At 50.8% G+C, this 14,880-nt stretch carries 14 protein-coding genes; 2 read left to right on the top strand and 12 right to left on the bottom strand.

From position 1 onward, the window contains the following. Nucleotides 1-187 precede the first annotated feature (187 nt). The 6 genes from P8J86_07780 to P8J86_07755 all read right to left on the bottom strand — a co-directional run bounded on the left by P8J86_07780 (nucleotide 188) and on the right by P8J86_07755 (nucleotide 6,231). Nucleotides 188-961 (bottom strand): hypothetical protein, encoded by a 774-nt coding sequence (locus P8J86_07780; protein MDG2054591.1) that lies wholly within the window; start codon nucleotides 959-961, stop codon nucleotides 188-190. A 353-nt stretch (nucleotides 962-1,314) separates the two neighbouring features. Beyond that, entirely contained in the window at nucleotides 1,315-1,950 is a 636-nt protein-coding gene (locus P8J86_07775) for a hypothetical protein (protein ID MDG2054590.1), read from the bottom strand. Between the two features lie 160 nt (nucleotides 1,951-2,110). After that, a complete protein-coding gene (locus P8J86_07770) occupies nucleotides 2,111-2,809 on the bottom strand; it encodes a phosphoglycolate phosphatase (protein MDG2054589.1) in 699 nt (232 codons plus the stop codon). A gap of 126 nt (nucleotides 2,810-2,935) precedes the next feature. Continuing rightward, on the bottom strand, nucleotides 2,936-3,703 hold the full coding sequence (locus tag P8J86_07765; protein MDG2054588.1) for a hypothetical protein: 768 nt from the start codon (nucleotides 3,701-3,703) through the stop codon (nucleotides 2,936-2,938). Nucleotides 3,704-4,124: 421 nt separating this feature from the next. Beyond that, nucleotides 4,125-5,132, bottom strand: a complete 1,008-nt coding sequence (locus tag P8J86_07760) for a hypothetical protein (GenBank protein ID MDG2054587.1) — start codon at nucleotides 5,130-5,132, stop codon at nucleotides 4,125-4,127. 184 nt (nucleotides 5,133-5,316) lie between these two features. Continuing rightward, complete coding sequence (locus tag P8J86_07755; GenBank protein MDG2054586.1) at nucleotides 5,317-6,231, bottom strand: fibro-slime domain-containing protein; 915 nt, start codon at nucleotides 6,229-6,231, stop codon at nucleotides 5,317-5,319. Nucleotides 6,232-6,539: 308 nt separating this feature from the next. Between P8J86_07755 and murA the strand changes: the two genes are divergently transcribed. Continuing rightward, nucleotides 6,540-7,955, top strand: a complete 1,416-nt coding sequence (gene murA, locus P8J86_07750; GenBank protein MDG2054585.1) for a UDP-N-acetylglucosamine 1-carboxyvinyltransferase — start codon at nucleotides 6,540-6,542, stop codon at nucleotides 7,953-7,955. On the opposite strand, the gene P8J86_07745 is transcribed toward murA, so the two are convergent. From P8J86_07745 to P8J86_07725, 5 genes are all read right to left on the bottom strand, one after another. Beyond that, nucleotides 7,942-8,661: an RNA methyltransferase gene (locus P8J86_07745; GenBank protein MDG2054584.1), complete on the bottom strand. Its 720-nt coding sequence runs from the start codon at nucleotides 8,659-8,661 to the stop codon at nucleotides 7,942-7,944. The two genes, murA and P8J86_07745, sit on opposite strands and share 14 nt — an antisense overlap. Before the next feature lie 146 nt (nucleotides 8,662-8,807). Continuing rightward, entirely contained in the window at nucleotides 8,808-10,088 is a 1,281-nt protein-coding gene (locus P8J86_07740; GenBank protein ID MDG2054583.1) for a hypothetical protein, read from the bottom strand. 144 nt (nucleotides 10,089-10,232) lie between these two features. Beyond that, nucleotides 10,233-11,123 (bottom strand): ABC transporter ATP-binding protein, encoded by an 891-nt coding sequence (locus P8J86_07735; GenBank protein MDG2054582.1) that lies wholly within the window; start codon nucleotides 11,121-11,123, stop codon nucleotides 10,233-10,235. Further along, nucleotides 11,113-11,796 (bottom strand): DUF4190 domain-containing protein, encoded by a 684-nt coding sequence (locus P8J86_07730; GenBank protein MDG2054581.1) that lies wholly within the window; start codon nucleotides 11,794-11,796, stop codon nucleotides 11,113-11,115. Before P8J86_07730 ends, P8J86_07735 begins: the two co-directional genes overlap by 11 nt. Then, a complete protein-coding gene (locus P8J86_07725; GenBank protein ID MDG2054580.1) occupies nucleotides 11,789-12,499 on the bottom strand; it encodes a DUF4190 domain-containing protein in 711 nt (236 codons plus the stop codon). The genes P8J86_07730 and P8J86_07725 overlap by 8 nt, the downstream gene beginning before the upstream one ends. 115 nt (nucleotides 12,500-12,614) lie before the next feature. On the opposite strand from P8J86_07725, the gene murD reads away from it, so the two are divergent. After that, a complete protein-coding gene (gene murD, locus P8J86_07720; protein MDG2054579.1) occupies nucleotides 12,615-13,931 on the top strand; it encodes a UDP-N-acetylmuramoyl-L-alanine--D-glutamate ligase in 1,317 nt (438 codons plus the stop codon). Here murD and P8J86_07715 read toward each other — a convergent pair. Then, nucleotides 13,892-14,815, bottom strand: coding sequence for a dihydroorotate dehydrogenase (locus tag P8J86_07715; GenBank protein ID MDG2054578.1), 924 nt, complete (start codon nucleotides 14,813-14,815; stop codon nucleotides 13,892-13,894). The genes murD and P8J86_07715 overlap by 40 nt on opposite strands. Nucleotides 14,816-14,880: the final 65 nt, after the last annotated feature.

The following is a 14,880-nucleotide window of genomic DNA, read 5'->3' as shown; positions in this document are numbered from 1 at the left end:
GAGATTCTCCAAAGTTGGTAACACTCTACCGCAAGTTGTATCGGCCTTCGCTGTCTGCCTCGCAACTTTGGCACCCTGCTTTGACCAGATTAATCAGATAGGCATCATTTTTGCTTGGCGACTGCGTATAAAAAAACAGCCGTCACCCAGTTGGATGACGGCTGCTATTTCTACATTGTTTATTTTGCTATGCGTGCTTTCGACGGCGCCTGATTGATACAAGACCCAGCAGGCCAGCAGCACCTATACCGAGTGCTGAAGGTACCGGAAGCACATTGAATGCGAACGCAAACTGGTCGTTAGCTGAGAAGCTAGACGTGTTGACGAGCTCCCACTCATTTGAATCTTCATTCCAAGTCAAGAATTGAAAAGTACCGTCTGCTTCCAATCCAGGGAATGTTGGATACGGATATGGAGGCTCGCTCTCTTCGTTACCGGAATGAAAATTGAATGTACCGTAGTCACCCGCAACGAGCTCTGTCCAAGCAAACGCACTTCCCTGGTTTGTTGAATCCCATTCAAAGAAACCCGCCGCGGTCTGAAGACCGGCGATTTCAGTTTGTGTAATAGTGCCATCTACATCACGCACCATACGGGCTGCTGTCGAGTATGCCGTCGATGAAAAACCAAGCGCCGTGTCTGTCACTGCGACGCCGCGAGATGGGTCTTCTTGCTCATCAATCAATGAAATGATCGAAAGTCCCATCGTGGTTTCAGCTGCAAAAATAGTGACCTGACCATCTAAACTAATACCCGAGCTGTGATTTAAGATGTGCTCCTGAACGTTATACATATCAGTCACAGCAAATGTAGGGCTTGCATCTGTAAACAGGATCGAATTTAAATCCGCAGCATTCAGAGATAATCCGCCGTCAATTGCATCCACACTGATCTGACCAGCAAACAGGCTGCCAGAAAGCATCATCGAGGTTGCACCAGCTAAAACCAGTAATTTGTTCATCCATCGACTCCCAATTCTACCGACCCACCAGTAATAGAACCTTCCAGTTGACGCCCCGGTAACGTCGAAAAAGTCTAGAAAACCCCTCGTCCATACTTTGTAATGTTTTTCTATACGGACCGTTGGGGGATACGGTAAGTGGGCGAGTATACCAATTCCATCATTGAGATAGCACTCGTTTTTCAAACAAGTGCGCATGTCAAATCCAGGGACGATAATATTCGCCTTGCATTTGTTATTTATAAAGAGAGATGCAAAAGAGCGCAATATACGCGCCCTTTTATCTTCACAATAAGTTCAATCTGTTTCCACGCCTTGGCACGATTGCTAATCAACACGGCCTAAAACGCCGGCTATGGAATCTGATCAACTTCTATTGTTGATGCAGGTGTTGCCCAGATCTGTTGACTTACGCGCTGGTTTTCAGCTGACTGCAATTCCAATGTCAACTGTCGCAACTGGGCTCTTATTGATGACACCTCAAGGTCGGCCTTTGCCAGCTTCGCCTCTGCGATTTGCGCAACTGAAAGAGCTGCGTCCCGGTTATCTACCAGTGTGAGCACCTGCTGAGCTCGTTGATTACCACTCAGCGCGAGAAGGACCGCCATCCCAATAGCGATCGCAACAGCCATCAGCGCAACCGACCAGGCTGTAAAAACTGCTCGCCGCGCCATCTTGACTCTTATTTTTGACTCCTCAAACATTTCCTGAGCCGTAATATTAACCTCACAGGCACTGGCTAATGCCTCTTCTGTATGCCTGGCTTTTTGCTCAGTCTCTTCGCGAACACGATTGACTGCAGCCTCGATCTGTCCCGCTGTCGTCGTTTTGATGTCGACTTTCACAATACGGCGACCAGACTCATCACGCTTCGATTGCAGACGCCCTGAAAGAATCCAACGATGAACAGTTCGCTCACTGACCTGGAGTAGATTCGCCGCAGTACCAAGTGGGTGCCAGGCTTCTTGAGCCATCGCTTCCTGCGACATAATGATCGCCTCCTAGAGCATAAAATCGGACAAGGGACCGTTGTCCGTCCTTTGGCAAACGACTCCCTACCTTTGGCATCGGGTCAGGGTGGAACTTCACTTGCACTTTTCCTCAGGTTTCGGGGGTTCGAAGCGATACCTCACGTCGTGGCCGGTGCTTTCACATCGCTACCAGGCTGGTAAGAGCCTCTGGGAGTTCGTCCATCGAGTCAATGACGAGATCGGCCCCCATCATTTGAACCTCTCGACCACGGTTGTAGCCGTAGGAAACCGCCACGACCGGCACCTTTGCAGCCTGAGCCGCCCGTATATCTACTTCGGAGTCACCCACCAGCACACCCCGACCAGGCGTATTGAGTTCTGACATGGCATACAAGACCGGTGCCGCATCAGGCTTGCACGTTGGCAAGGTATCGCCCCCAACAACCACGGAGAAATACGCCTCGATCTTGAGTTGTCTGAGAATGGGTAGCGCAAAGGAATGCTCTTTATTGGTGACCACACCGAGGGGAAGCCCCCACTCGCGTAGATCATCAAGTGTTTGCCGCACACCAGGATAAAGGCGTGATTCAAGGCATGGGGCTTGAGCGTACGCCCCTCGAAAGATCTCAAGGCCCTGGGCTGCAAGATCCGGATTCGACTGGGGATTCTGCGAACCACTCAGTACGCGCTCGACAAGGACCTTCATCCCATCACCAATCCAGGCGCGCACCTCTTCTATTGACCGTGTGGCTATGCCAAGCTGGTCATTCATCTTTGCAGCCGCTAGATGAAGGTCTGGTGCGCTATCGACAAGCGTTCCGTCGAGATCAAACAGGACACATGACGGAAGCGAACTGGAACATTCTGTTGTTGCCATTGCACGATCTGATGATTGAGAGGAGGAGGCTTGTTTCTATCACATCAACGGCTACACGGTAGCAAAAAAAAAGACCGCGGCACGAGGGGTGCCGCGGTCTGAATAATCATGTATCAACGTTTCGGATTAGGCGCGTCTGCGACGTCCTATACCTGCAAGACCAAGTAACCCAGCGGCTCCTAGGCCAACTGCAGAGGGTACTGGAAGCACATTGAATGCAAAGGAGAACTGGTCGATATTTGAGAAGCTCGAGGTGTTGACGACCTCCCACTCATTTAGCACTTCGTTCCAAGTCAAGAACTGGAAGGTATCTGGCTCATTCAAACCAGGGAATGTTGGGTGCGGAAATGGAGGGCTACTTTCAGCATTACCGGCGGTAAACATGAAAGATCCATAATCGCCGGCGACGAGCTCGGTCCAAGCGAATGCACTTCCCTGATCAGCAGAATCCCATTCAAAGAAGCCCGCTGCGGTCTGAACACCAGCAACCTCGGTTTGTGTAATTGTTCCATCTACATCACGCACCATGCGGGCTGATGTTGATGTTGTGGTGGATGACATACCTACAGCAGTATTTGCTACTCCACTGCGATCTGGTTCGGCTTGCTCATCGATCAATGAAATGATCGAAAGTCCCATCGTGGTTTCAGCTGCAAAGATAGTGACCTGACCATCTAAACTAATACCCGAGCTGTTATTTAAGATGTGCTCCTGAACGTTATACATATCAGCCACAGCAAATGTAGGGCTTGCATCTGTAAACAGGATCGAATCTAAATCGGCAGAATTCAGAGTTAATCCACCGTCAATTGCATCCACACTGATCTGCCCAGCAAACAGGCTGCCAGAGAGCATCATCGAGGTTGCACCAGCTAAAACTAGTAATTTTTTCATCTCTTTGTTTCCTTCCCTCAATCCATCACTATCAAAGTCTTCTGGTTCGGCAAATAGCCCCCCGCCATTTTTTGCACCGAATCCAAACTTAGGTTTCCCCCGGGACCCTAGTGATGAAAGTGGGACCCCGAAACGTTGCCGATAGGATAACACATTCAAAGATGCGATGAAGTGGGCTAATAGACAAAAACACGACATTATTGCGCCTAAATAATGATTATCGGACAGATACAGCCAGAATCACCTCTAAGACCCAATAGGACATGCATTTATGGAACACTTTGCATATCCCAGATAGTCTTAAATATGGATCGCTTCTACTGCCTGGTACTCGATTTGCCGGATAATTCGCTGCATTCAGCTTACAAGCTCACTCAGATCAAGGCCTTGGTTCCAAGATTGGCTGGTAGAAACTGAGGTTTTAGTCATAAACCTCAAGCATGCAACGAGATGTGGGGCGAGCCATGCGTCGGACCTGCTCAACCGTCCAATCTTGATAAGGCGTACTTCTTAGGTCATCTTTAAGATCCAGATAGCTCGCTTCCAGGCCATGCCTGACGAGGGATTGGAAGATTCCAAGCTGCATACCCTCTATTCCACAGACATAGATGAGGGTCCCCTCCTGCTCAAGCATCGGCCCTATTAGATCCCAGCGTAACTCTATCGCCTGGCCAACATAGATCCCACGCCCAGGCCCATCAGATTGCCAGCCATCAGGACGCTCCCGGCTGACGGCAATGTGATAATGAAAGTTGTCGTACTGCGCTGCATAGCGACAGAACTCGTCGTGGTAAAGAAGGTCAGTGCTGTATGGCACACCCATGACCAAATGAACTTGTCTCTCTGTGACATCGCCAGACTGCGGGAATAGCTCTTGGATCATTCCTCTAAATGGTGCAATACCAGTACCAGTGGCGACAAAGAGATAGTCGTGGAGTTCACGATTCTCAGGAAGGACAAACCGCCGCCCATTCGGGCCACTGACATTGACTGGTGCCCCAATTTTCAGGTCACAGAGCTGATTACTGCAGATACCAAGGAAGAGATCATGTTGATCCTCATGGTCCGAACTGTGCTGAGGCTTATGCTCTTCAATCAAACGTTTGACGGTGGTCGAAAGAACGCCTCCCTTCCCATCCTCGCCTTTACTTGAACATGCAATTGAATAGAGCCTGACTTTGTGAGGCTTGCCATTTTTATCAAGACCAACCGGTATCACACCAAAGGACTGGCCGGCAATGAACTTGCCTGCCAGAGGTGTTCCCGTCACATCAATTCCGACATGTCTCACAATATTCGGTGATTGCGAACGGCTGCATACCCAGCTCTCAGTGACATATCCAATCACTGGTTTATTCGGCTTGACGCAGTGCATCTGAGCCGACGATAAAACTGGACTACCTGGCAATTGATTAGATGGTGAAGGCATGATGCCTACTTTAAGCATGGCACCAGTTAATGCGAATCAGCTATCGTTTTGGGACCCACCGGGGGAACAGTTGTCCACATTAAGCCATCGCGATACAGAGCGTCCGAGATCGCAAGACCAATACAGCCCCGGTTTCTTCCGGGGCTGCATTGTGTATATCTCCGTGGGTAAGCATCGTCTGAGATCAGTCGAATGAGGCGGTTACTGAAGGGATTTCCACCGTATCGAGCTTGAGCGATGTATTGATTCTGAAGTTGGATTCGGTGGTATGACGTTCAGCGAAGAAAAAGTCCAAGGAATATGTCACACCATGCTCCAAATCCAATCGTGTGAGATCGACGTATTGATCCGCTGCAGAGTGAACGCCACCAAGGTCAATGACAAGTTTTCCATCAATAAAGACCCATACATCATCATCTCCGGTAAACATGAAGTAAGGATTACCGGCAGCGTCGTACGTGAACTCTGTGTGTAACTCAAATGTGAAGTGGAAATTATGGTCTGGCCAGAGGCCGGAATTCCCAAACAGTTGATCATCAATTGGGAAGAAACCATCGATCGAGTCATAGTAAGGATCGAGCTCGTCATCGAATAAGTAGCTGCCATCAGGCTGGCGATTGAACGTCAACGTCAAGGCCTGTGAGAGATTCGTACCTGGCACATCTCGGTACCACATATTAAAACTGGAAGCCGACTCGATACCACCACTGTCATCAGCACCCTTACGACCAGCTTCATCACCGAGGCTGGAGTCCACGAGCGTGTAGCAAATATCCCGCCCAGCAGCATCTCTTGCCTGCTTACGAACTTTCCATCCATCACCGGTAAAAACGGGCTTCCCATCAAAACCAAGATCTGAATCAACATTGCCGCAGTAGAGGCCATAGCCATGGTCAGGGACAGCCTGAAAGTCAGGATGACCGCCTGGCACTGATCGCCTATGAAAATCCCGCACTGAGCCCGTTAGCTCCAGGGTATCTGGCGGATCCTCTGCTCCAGCCGTGGCTGGCCCAGATCCAAATTCAACAACGCAGGCAACGCCTACTAGGGCTGCAATGCTACCCACAGACCCAACTTGAATCAGATGAATACGTCTCATGGTGAACTCCTTTCGATCCCCCCCGGAAACATACCTAATCACCGTACAATTCCAGTCGGCCAACCCAAGCAGTTCTTGAGCCTAAAATGTCTTTCCGGACTCTCAAACTTCCTTTTGTAGGAGCCATGCCGGTAGGTCCAATTAGCCTCAACCGCCGTGGATGCTGTATCCTGATGTTGAAGTGGGCAGAAATATGCCGATGAGCTATAGACGGCCGTTGGCCCATCTCAGACCACAGGTGAACTTCGAGTGGGATGTCATGACGACACCCTAAAAACAATTGACCTTTCAACAGGATGACCTAGCGCATGGATGCATTCAGGATTGTGGGTGGTGCTCGCCTCTCAGGTAAGCACCGCGTTGAAGGCTCTAAAAACGCAGCACTACCACTCATGGCCGCAGCCATCCTGGCTGATGAGCCAGTGATTCTCCGCGATGTGCCCCACTTCGTGGATGTTTCCAATATGGGAATGCTGCTCCGCGAATTGGGTTGCCGCTGCGATCATGTAGACGGCGTAGCGCATATTGAAACGGTTGATTCCAATGCCTGCCATGCGCGATATGAAATTGTCAAAACGATGCGAGCAAGCATCTGTGCCTTAGGCCCTTTAGTTGCAAAACGTGGGCATGCGTCAGTCTCCATGCCAGGGGGCTGCGCGTTAGGGATACGGCCAGTCGATTTGCACCTTCGTGGCCTCGAAGCGCTCGGTGTCACATTCGACTTGAAGGGTGGCGACATTCTTGCAAAATGCGACCGCCTTATCGGAAACACTGTTTTCCTTGGCGGCCCATTTGGTTCAACCGTGCTTGGCACCGCCAATGTGATGTCGGCTGCAACCTTAGCTCATGGTCGCACCATCATTGAATCAGCTGCAACTGAGCCTGAGATCGTCGATCTTGCTCGCATGCTTAACACTATGGGCGCCAAGATATCTGGCGCTGGAACACCACGCATCACCATCGAAGGCGTCGATCAACTTGGTGGTGTTGATCACCAGACAATGCCTGACCGGATTGTTGCTGGCACCTTTGCAATGGCTGCCGCAATGACCAACGGAACAATCACACTCGACAACTTTCCTTACGACTGCTTACTCGGCGTCGTTGATCATCTTGATCGAATTGGTGTGCATATCTCAAATCTTGATACCTCAGATGATCCCCTTCGCACAAGTGTGCATGTCTGTTCAGACCGTGTGTTACAGCCACTGGTCATGACCACACAGCCCTATCCTGGTTTTCCAACAGATCTACAAGCTCAACTTGTGACTTTGCTGACCCAAGCAAATGGCAACAGCATCGTTACAGAGAAAATCTTCCCGGAACGATTCAACCATGTTGCGGAACTCACACGCATGGGTGCTGAAATTGTGCGACAAGGGCCAACCGCCATCATTCAGGGGCCAACGCCGCTTCGCGGCGCACCTGTCATGGCCAGTGATCTACGTGGTTCTGCCTCTCTGGTGTTGGCGGGTCTTGCGGCCGAGGGAGAGACCATTGTGGACCGTGTCTACCATCTTGATCGTGGATATATCGCAATGGAAGAATCGTTGAATAAGCTTGGTGCAAAGATCGAGCGGATTAACCCCGATCAAGACAATGTCACGAACGAGTCACCACTGGTAACCAGCTTCCCCCAGACAATGAACCGTCCACAAACACCAGTGGCTGCAGGGACCATTCTCGAGCAGATGCCTGATAGCACTGCTACTAATGATTCGTAAGCGCAAAAAGCATAACAGCTGCCGCTGTGGCAACATTCAAGGATGTTGTGGAATCAGACATGGGGATCTTGGCTACAAAGTGACTTTTCTGACAAGTACTTTCAGCAACACCGCTTCCTTCTGATCCAACGACCAATGCCATCCGCTCAGGAATTGGTATTGACCGCACATCAACGGCCTCAGAATGCGTCTCTGCGACCACCAATTTCATACCACCCGCTGTGACAAGCCACTCAAGATCACCTCCCCAGTCTTCACTGACGCCATAGGGCAGGCTCAGCACGTGTCCCATCGAAACCCGAATAGCTTTGCGATAAAGCGGATCACAACAGCTTGGATCCAGCATAACTCCGTCGATACCAAATGCCGCAGCATTTCGAAAGAGGGCGCCCATATTGTCAACGTTGGTAATTCCCTCAGCCAGAAGGAGTCGACAGCGTTTTCGATCGACGACCTCACGCAGTGATACTTTGGGTAAGAGCGCATTTGCCTCTAGGCGATGGCCACATGCGAGAACCCCGCGATGGACATGAAAACCAGCAATTTGAGAGATCCACTCTAAAGGTGCCACATAAACTGGGCAGGTCAAAGAAGCTGCCTGCAATGCTGGGCTCAGACGTTCCAGTTTATTGGGACTCATCAATAAGGAATGCAGTCGATCTGGCGTTGCTAACAAACGGCGCAGAACTAACTCAGACTCGCCCATGAACAAGTGCGTGCGTCCGCGAAGATCTGCATCACGTACGTCACGAAAAACCTCTAAACGAGGATCATCAATTGATGTAACCGATATGGGCTCGAGAATCGACAGACGCTCTGCTCCGTGACGATCTGCAAATCAAACAGCGCCGCTTACTTTCGCTTTTCCTCAACATCAACAAGCAGCACATTGAGCAGTTGCTCTTGAACCTTCTCATATTGCGATGCACTTCTTGTTAGATTTTCCATCAACCGGCGCGTGGTTGGGTCATTTCCAATCGCCTCAGCATTACCTTTTGTCTGCAAACGCTCAAGTGACTGAGCCGATGCTTTCAGGTCAGCAGCTGCAAATGCAAACTGCCTCACAGTCTCGTAAAGCAGCTCATGCTGCATCTCCTTGGCTTCCGGACGATAGAGGATTTTCCATGGATTATTACGGATCTCCACTGTTGCTAATTTCAACTGCTGGCCCGCTAAAGACAGATTGGCCAGGAGTTCACCAATGTCAATGGCCCAGCCTTGATAGTCGTTTTGGACCTGCATCAAGACTTCGTTGGCTGAGTGCATTGCTTCATCGCCCTGGCCAAGCAAGTCGGTCAGTTGCTTGCGTATACCGGGCACAGCTTCATTGATTTGAGCGGTGATGTCATCCGTATTCGCAATCAGGCTATTGATTCGACTCTCATTTGCTGCCAATACCGTGTTGAGATTTGCGACAAGCGTACGAGCATCTGAAAGAATCACTGATACATCTTCATCCCAGCCTGACCATGAACTCAGTAATTCAGCGAGCATTTGATCCGCCTCATCCGAGGCTGATCGCAATGACTTGAGCATTTGTTCAACATCCGCACTACCGGGCTGGCCCAGAGCCCATTCAAGGACACCGCCAGCAACTGCAAGTTCAGCCGTAATCTTCTCAATATTCACAAGCGATTCTGTCAAAGCGCTGGCGCCCGAAGCTCCTAAAAGGTTGTCGAGCATTCCAGTTGCAGTACCTGTAATTGGTTTCCCAGTAAATTTTGGGTCTTTGTCTTCGGGCGTTTCAGACCCTGTGTCTGTAATACTAAGCCAGGGGCTGCTTCCAATGAGCGGCGAAGCGACTTGTATCTTGGCGTTGCGATAGATTTTGATGGACGTGTCATACACTTCAAAAGAAACAGTGATTGTCTTGAGCTGACCATCTTTCAAAACGTTTGGCTTAACAGTTTCAATCTCTCCAGACGACACACCGCCAATCAGTACAGATGACCCTGCATTCATTCCGTTGACACCAGAGGTAATTGGGAACTCCACCTGATAATGCGAACCACTTTCAAACCACTTTCGCAGTGGCGCAAGAATCACAATGACAACAATCAGCAGGATCAGTGATGCCAAAATAAAGGCGCCCGCTTTGAAGTTATTCTTATTTCTTTCGCTGGGATTGGCCATTGACCCTGCTCCGATTGGCTTTAGGAACTCACTGTTTTGTACCCGTAGCGATTAATGTTCGCTCACTCTGATTCATCGATTCCTGGATTCGTACCTGACCTAAGATCGCATACCTAGCGACAAGACTACTAGATCAAGCATCAACTAGACATTCCTGGTTGGCTCAATAGCAGGTCCGTGACCAATCTTGGGCCCCTGCTCACCGAGAAGATCCTCCGCATAGTTCGAAGCAATCTTCCTACGAGTCAACGGGCCATCAGCATCGCCGCGCAGAAACTGCCTTATGAGCTGCTCCGCCTCGGTCCGTTCCTGAATCTCTTCCACAGATAGATCACGCAAGTGCTCATACTCTTGTCGTGTGCCGACCATAAGCATTCGCCCTTTATCAAGCATCGCCATTCGATCAGCAATCGTAAATGCTGAATCCATCTCATGGGTCACGACCACACTGGTGACACCGAGTTTTTTTGTCAGGTCAAGCATTAAGCGATCGATTTCCGCACTGGTCACCGGATCAAGTCCGGCTGAGGGTTCATCATAGAACAGCACTTTGGGATCTAACGCCAGCGCTCGAGCAAGACCAGCTCGCTTCTTCATGCCGCCAGAAATTTGTGATGGGTACTTATCTGCAGCCTCACGCAAACCGACCTGTTCCAGTTTTATCTTCACCATGACATCAATAATATTCGCATCAAGATCTGTATGCTCCGTCAGTGGCAATGCCACATTCTCAGCAACTGTCATAGAGTTAAACAAAGCGCCCGACTGAAAAAGAATGCCGAATTGTTTACGCACAACATTCAGCCCTTCTTCGTCAAGTTCACCAAGTGTTTCATTGAACATTTCCACCGTTCCCTCTTCGGGTTTGAGCGAACCAATCATGATCCGCAACATGGTGGATTTGCCAGAACCAGAGCCACCCATGATGATCATGGTTTCGCCCTGCTGAATATCTAAATTGATCCCATCAAGAACGGTCTGACTGCCAAATCTCTTGACAACATTACGAATCTTGATGACTGGTTCACTGGACATTGTCTGGTTCCAACGCAAGGGCCTCGGGCTGCATTGACAGAGGATAAACGAGATCCCCCGCGTCTGCGTCCTGAATCATCACAAATGCAAATCGAGCCAGGCGACTGCCTGTCACCGGGTCAAACAAGATGAACTGACTCATGGCAGGGACACTCCCTGAAGAGAAGAGAAACTCATACCAGACAACGGGTTGCTTGAATCTCCGAATAGCCTCTGGATCAAGGAGATCTACCCGCTGCTGACTCCCACTAAGCTGACCATACCTCGTGGTCAGCGCGTTGAGAAATGAGGCCGCCTCTTCATCACTCGCTGAAGCCCCTGCTTCCGTGAACCAGGCCTTGAACTGAGCAACATCGCCCGATTGCCCTGCCTTGATCGCAGCAATTGGACCATCAATCATGGGCCGGCGAGCGGTATCGTTCCACCAAACTGCTAACCAGGCAAACAACGCCAATGACAAGAACCCAGCAATGATTCCCAGAATTGCTAACGAGCGGCCCCGGAGCTCTGGCCGGTAACGCATGGCCATCAAAGCGCGAATACCACAAAATATGGCACTCACTGAAAGAGGCGGACAGATACCGATACCCAGAAGTAGTGAGGCAACGGCCCAGCGGCTCATGGGCCGTCGCGGAGCACCGCTTTGCAACGTTTTGGCTTGAGCATCACTCACTGACATCTTGCTCTTGTGGGTCCAGTTGATCACTGGGTTTTTCAGGAAGCGGAGGCAGACGCAGCGAACCCTGCGATGGATCATCTATTTCAATCGCAGAAATACGGAAGTTGGGTATGAGCTCGCCAGTCTCAACTGCCAGTTCGACCCCACCGGTCAAACGCACTTTTTCGAACTGAAACTCACCTGCGGCTTGCCAACGATCAAGTGGCCAACCGCCCACCTCCTGTGTCAATAAAGTAAAGCTCTGTAACTGGCCAAAACGCTTCTCGATATCAATGCCAAAAGCGGTCAGTTCTGCAGAACTTGGTGGCGTACCATCACCGCCCCAAAGAGTCAGGGCTGATGCTGGATCATCACTCATCGCCATTTGTATAAATGATTGGGTTGCTTCCTCAATGCGAATTCGATACTGGGCCTCAAGCTCATCAGTCACCCAAATCCAAGCAGCAATCCCCATGAGCGTCAATGCCAACCCCGTCCAGATCGCACCCAAGGCCAGGCCGCGACCACGCAAACCTCCAGCTGATGCATCGATTCTGCGCAAGGCCACCAAACCCAGGACACTCCCCAGTGCATTAATGGGCGGACAGCATGGAATGACCGCCAATATCAACCCAACGACAGCAAGAGCGGACAAGACGCCTGTGGGTCTTAGGACCACTTGTTGATTTGAGGAATTCGCTGGCTGATCAAAAGTCATGAGTATTGCTTGATGCCATCTCTACCTATGGCTATGAGGGAAACCGACCTTCCTATGGATCGTGGAGATTCTAACCCGATAAAATGAGTTTGGTGACCATAGACTAACCTGCGTTATGGACAGTATGCGAGATTTAAGAACAACCGTGATGGGGCTGGGTCGCTTTGGCGGCGGATTGGGCGTGACGCGCTGGCTCGCTGAGCAAGGTGCCCACGTCACTGTGACTGATCTCGCCGATGAAGCGTCTCTTGAGCCTCAATTAGAGCAGCTCCAAGACCTCATCACCGCCAAGAAAGTCACACTTCGATTGGGTGGCCATCACCTCAGTGACTTCAACGCATGCGATCTTGTCATTGCCAACCCGGCTGTCCCACGCCCCTGGGACAATGTCTTTCTGAAATCCGCACAAGAAGCTGGCATTCCAATTACAACTGAAATCCGTCTCGTCACAGAACGATTGGATCGGCAACGCGTGATCGGTGTCACGGGCTCAGCTGGAAAATCCACAACTGCTGCGATGATCCACCATGTGCTCAAGGATGCCGGTTTTGATTCTAGATTAGGCGGCAATTATGGGGGCTCACTGCTGACGAATTCTGAGTCGCTTCGGGATGCTGACTGGATCGTTCTTGAGCTCTCTAGTGCCATGCTCTACTGGCTTGATGCTGGTGTTGGTTTTGAAACTGCTCCTGGGTACTCCCCGCATATCGCTGTCACCACAAATGTTTCACCCAACCACCTTGATTGGCATGGAAGCTTTGAACACTACCAAGCGAGCAAACAGGTGATCTGGCGCTCTCAAACAGAAAGCGATCATCACATCAAAAGCGATGACCAGAGCCACTCAGCAATAGCACTGAGCGTGGTTGGCGAACATAATCAAATGAATGCTGCAACAGCTCTTCAAGCCTGCCATCTTGCTGCCGGCATGGCGCCCGATCTTGGCGCTGCGAGTTTGCTGAACTTTAGAGGTCTGCCACATCGCCTCGAGTTGGTTTGGAAAAATCAAAACCAACGTGCCTACAACGACTCCAAGTCCACGACCCCACAAGCAACTTGCCTGGCAGTTTCAGCCTTCTCAGAGCCTAAAAAAGTGCACCTGATCGCTGGCGGGTATGACAAAGGCATCGACCTTTCATCTATTGCACAGCTGGCAACCGACCTCGCTGGCCTCTATACCATTGGTACAACTGGACCAAAGCTGACGGCGATGGCAAATGAGTACTGCCCCCATGCCTATATCGAATCTTGTCACAGCGTTGAAGTTGCAGTCGCAAAAATCAGATCACGCATGGGTGATGATGATGTTGCGTTATTGAGCCCGGGCTGCGCTAGCTGGGATCAGTTTGATAACTTCGAACAACGCGGACAGTGCTTCATTGATCATCTGGATCAAGGCTCGAAGGCACCGATAAGCTCATCAACGCGTTGACAACCTTGACGCTCAACCCAACGCGATAGTCTCTTGGAAATACGTTTGGGTAAGCGAGGATTGATCATCATTCCAGTACCAATACCAACAGCTGTAGCGCCTGCAAGGATAAACTCCGCTGCATCCGTCCAGTCCAAGACGCCGCCAACACCGATGATCGGCACACCTGCTTCACGGGCCACCTCACGATAAACATCACTGACACAGCGTACTGCAACGGGATGCACTAATGGTCCACTGACCCCGCCACGACCAGCGCCGATTTTTGAACGGCGCGTCTTGACATCAATTGACATACCGGGAATCGTATTCATGAGTGTCAATACATCGGCACCAGACTCAATGGCAGCAACGGCCAACCCAACAACGTCAGGTCCGGCACCAGAAAGTTTCACTGAAAGTGGCTTGCTCTTAACAAAGGGGCGTACTTCTTTCATCAGCGTTTTCAGCTCAGCTGGCCGGCCTCCGAAATCCAGACCTGTGGCTGAATTTGGGCAGGACAGGTTCAGTTCAATCAAATCGAGACCATCAGCTCCATCCATGGCATGAGCAACCGCGATGTAGTCATCAATACTGTGACCGGCCACAGACCCAAAGACACGGATACTGAGCGATTGAGCGGCGGGCAATGCGTCGATTTCAAAACGCTCTAAGCCAGGGTTGGCCAGCCCCACCGAATTAAGCATGCCGCCCGAAACCTCAACCAGCCGTATGGGGCGATTACCAGCCCGTGGTTCAGGTGTGATCGATTTAGTGGTGAGTGCACCCAGGCCGGCCACGCCAGCCACCGCTGGCAGTTCTGCCAATGTTCCGGTGGTGCCCGCTGCCGCCACCAATGGTGTCACCAGCGAGACACCTGCAAGTGACGTTTCAAGGCCAGCCATGATCTCCATAGTATCCAACTCCGCTCTAACGCGTATGATGTCCCCCCCTCAAGTGCCCATCCCGC

It is taken from the genome of Phycisphaerales bacterium (genome assembly GCA_029268515.1).
Lineage (GTDB): Bacteria > Planctomycetota > Phycisphaerae > Phycisphaerales > SM1A02 > JAQWNP01.
The sequence above is the reverse complement of the archived record's forward strand: the minus strand, read 5'-3'. Positions and strand labels throughout refer to the sequence as shown.

Coding starts and splice junctions, on each gene's coding strand:
- P8J86_07780 (MDG2054591.1), bottom strand. CDS start 961: ATGAACAAATTACTGGTTTTAGCTGGTGCAACCTCGATGATGCTTTCT.
- P8J86_07775 (MDG2054590.1), bottom strand. CDS start 1,950: ATGTCGCAGGAAGCGATGGCTCAAGAAGCCTGGCACCCACTTGGTACT.
- P8J86_07770 (MDG2054589.1), bottom strand. CDS start 2,809: ATGGCAACAACAGAATGTTCCAGTTCGCTTCCGTCATGTGTCCTGTTT.
- P8J86_07765 (MDG2054588.1), bottom strand. CDS start 3,703: ATGAAAAAATTACTAGTTTTAGCTGGTGCAACCTCGATGATGCTCTCT.
- P8J86_07760 (MDG2054587.1), bottom strand. CDS start 5,132: ATGCCTTCACCATCTAATCAATTGCCAGGTAGTCCAGTTTTATCGTCG.
- P8J86_07755 (MDG2054586.1), bottom strand. CDS start 6,231: ATGAGACGTATTCATCTGATTCAAGTTGGGTCTGTGGGTAGCATTGCA.
- murA (MDG2054585.1), top strand. CDS start 6,540: ATGGATGCATTCAGGATTGTGGGTGGTGCTCGCCTCTCAGGTAAGCAC.
- P8J86_07745 (MDG2054584.1), bottom strand. CDS start 8,661: ATGGGCGAGTCTGAGTTAGTTCTGCGCCGTTTGTTAGCAACGCCAGAT.
- P8J86_07740 (MDG2054583.1), bottom strand. CDS start 10,088: ATGGCCAATCCCAGCGAAAGAAATAAGAATAACTTCAAAGCGGGCGCC.
- P8J86_07735 (MDG2054582.1), bottom strand. CDS start 11,123: ATGTCCAGTGAACCAGTCATCAAGATTCGTAATGTTGTCAAGAGATTT.
- P8J86_07725 (MDG2054580.1), bottom strand. CDS start 12,499: ATGACTTTTGATCAGCCAGCGAATTCCTCAAATCAACAAGTGGTCCTA.
- murD (MDG2054579.1), top strand. CDS start 12,615: ATGGACAGTATGCGAGATTTAAGAACAACCGTGATGGGGCTGGGTCGC.
- P8J86_07715 (MDG2054578.1), bottom strand. CDS start 14,815: ATGGCTGGCCTTGAAACGTCACTTGCAGGTGTCTCGCTGGTGACACCA.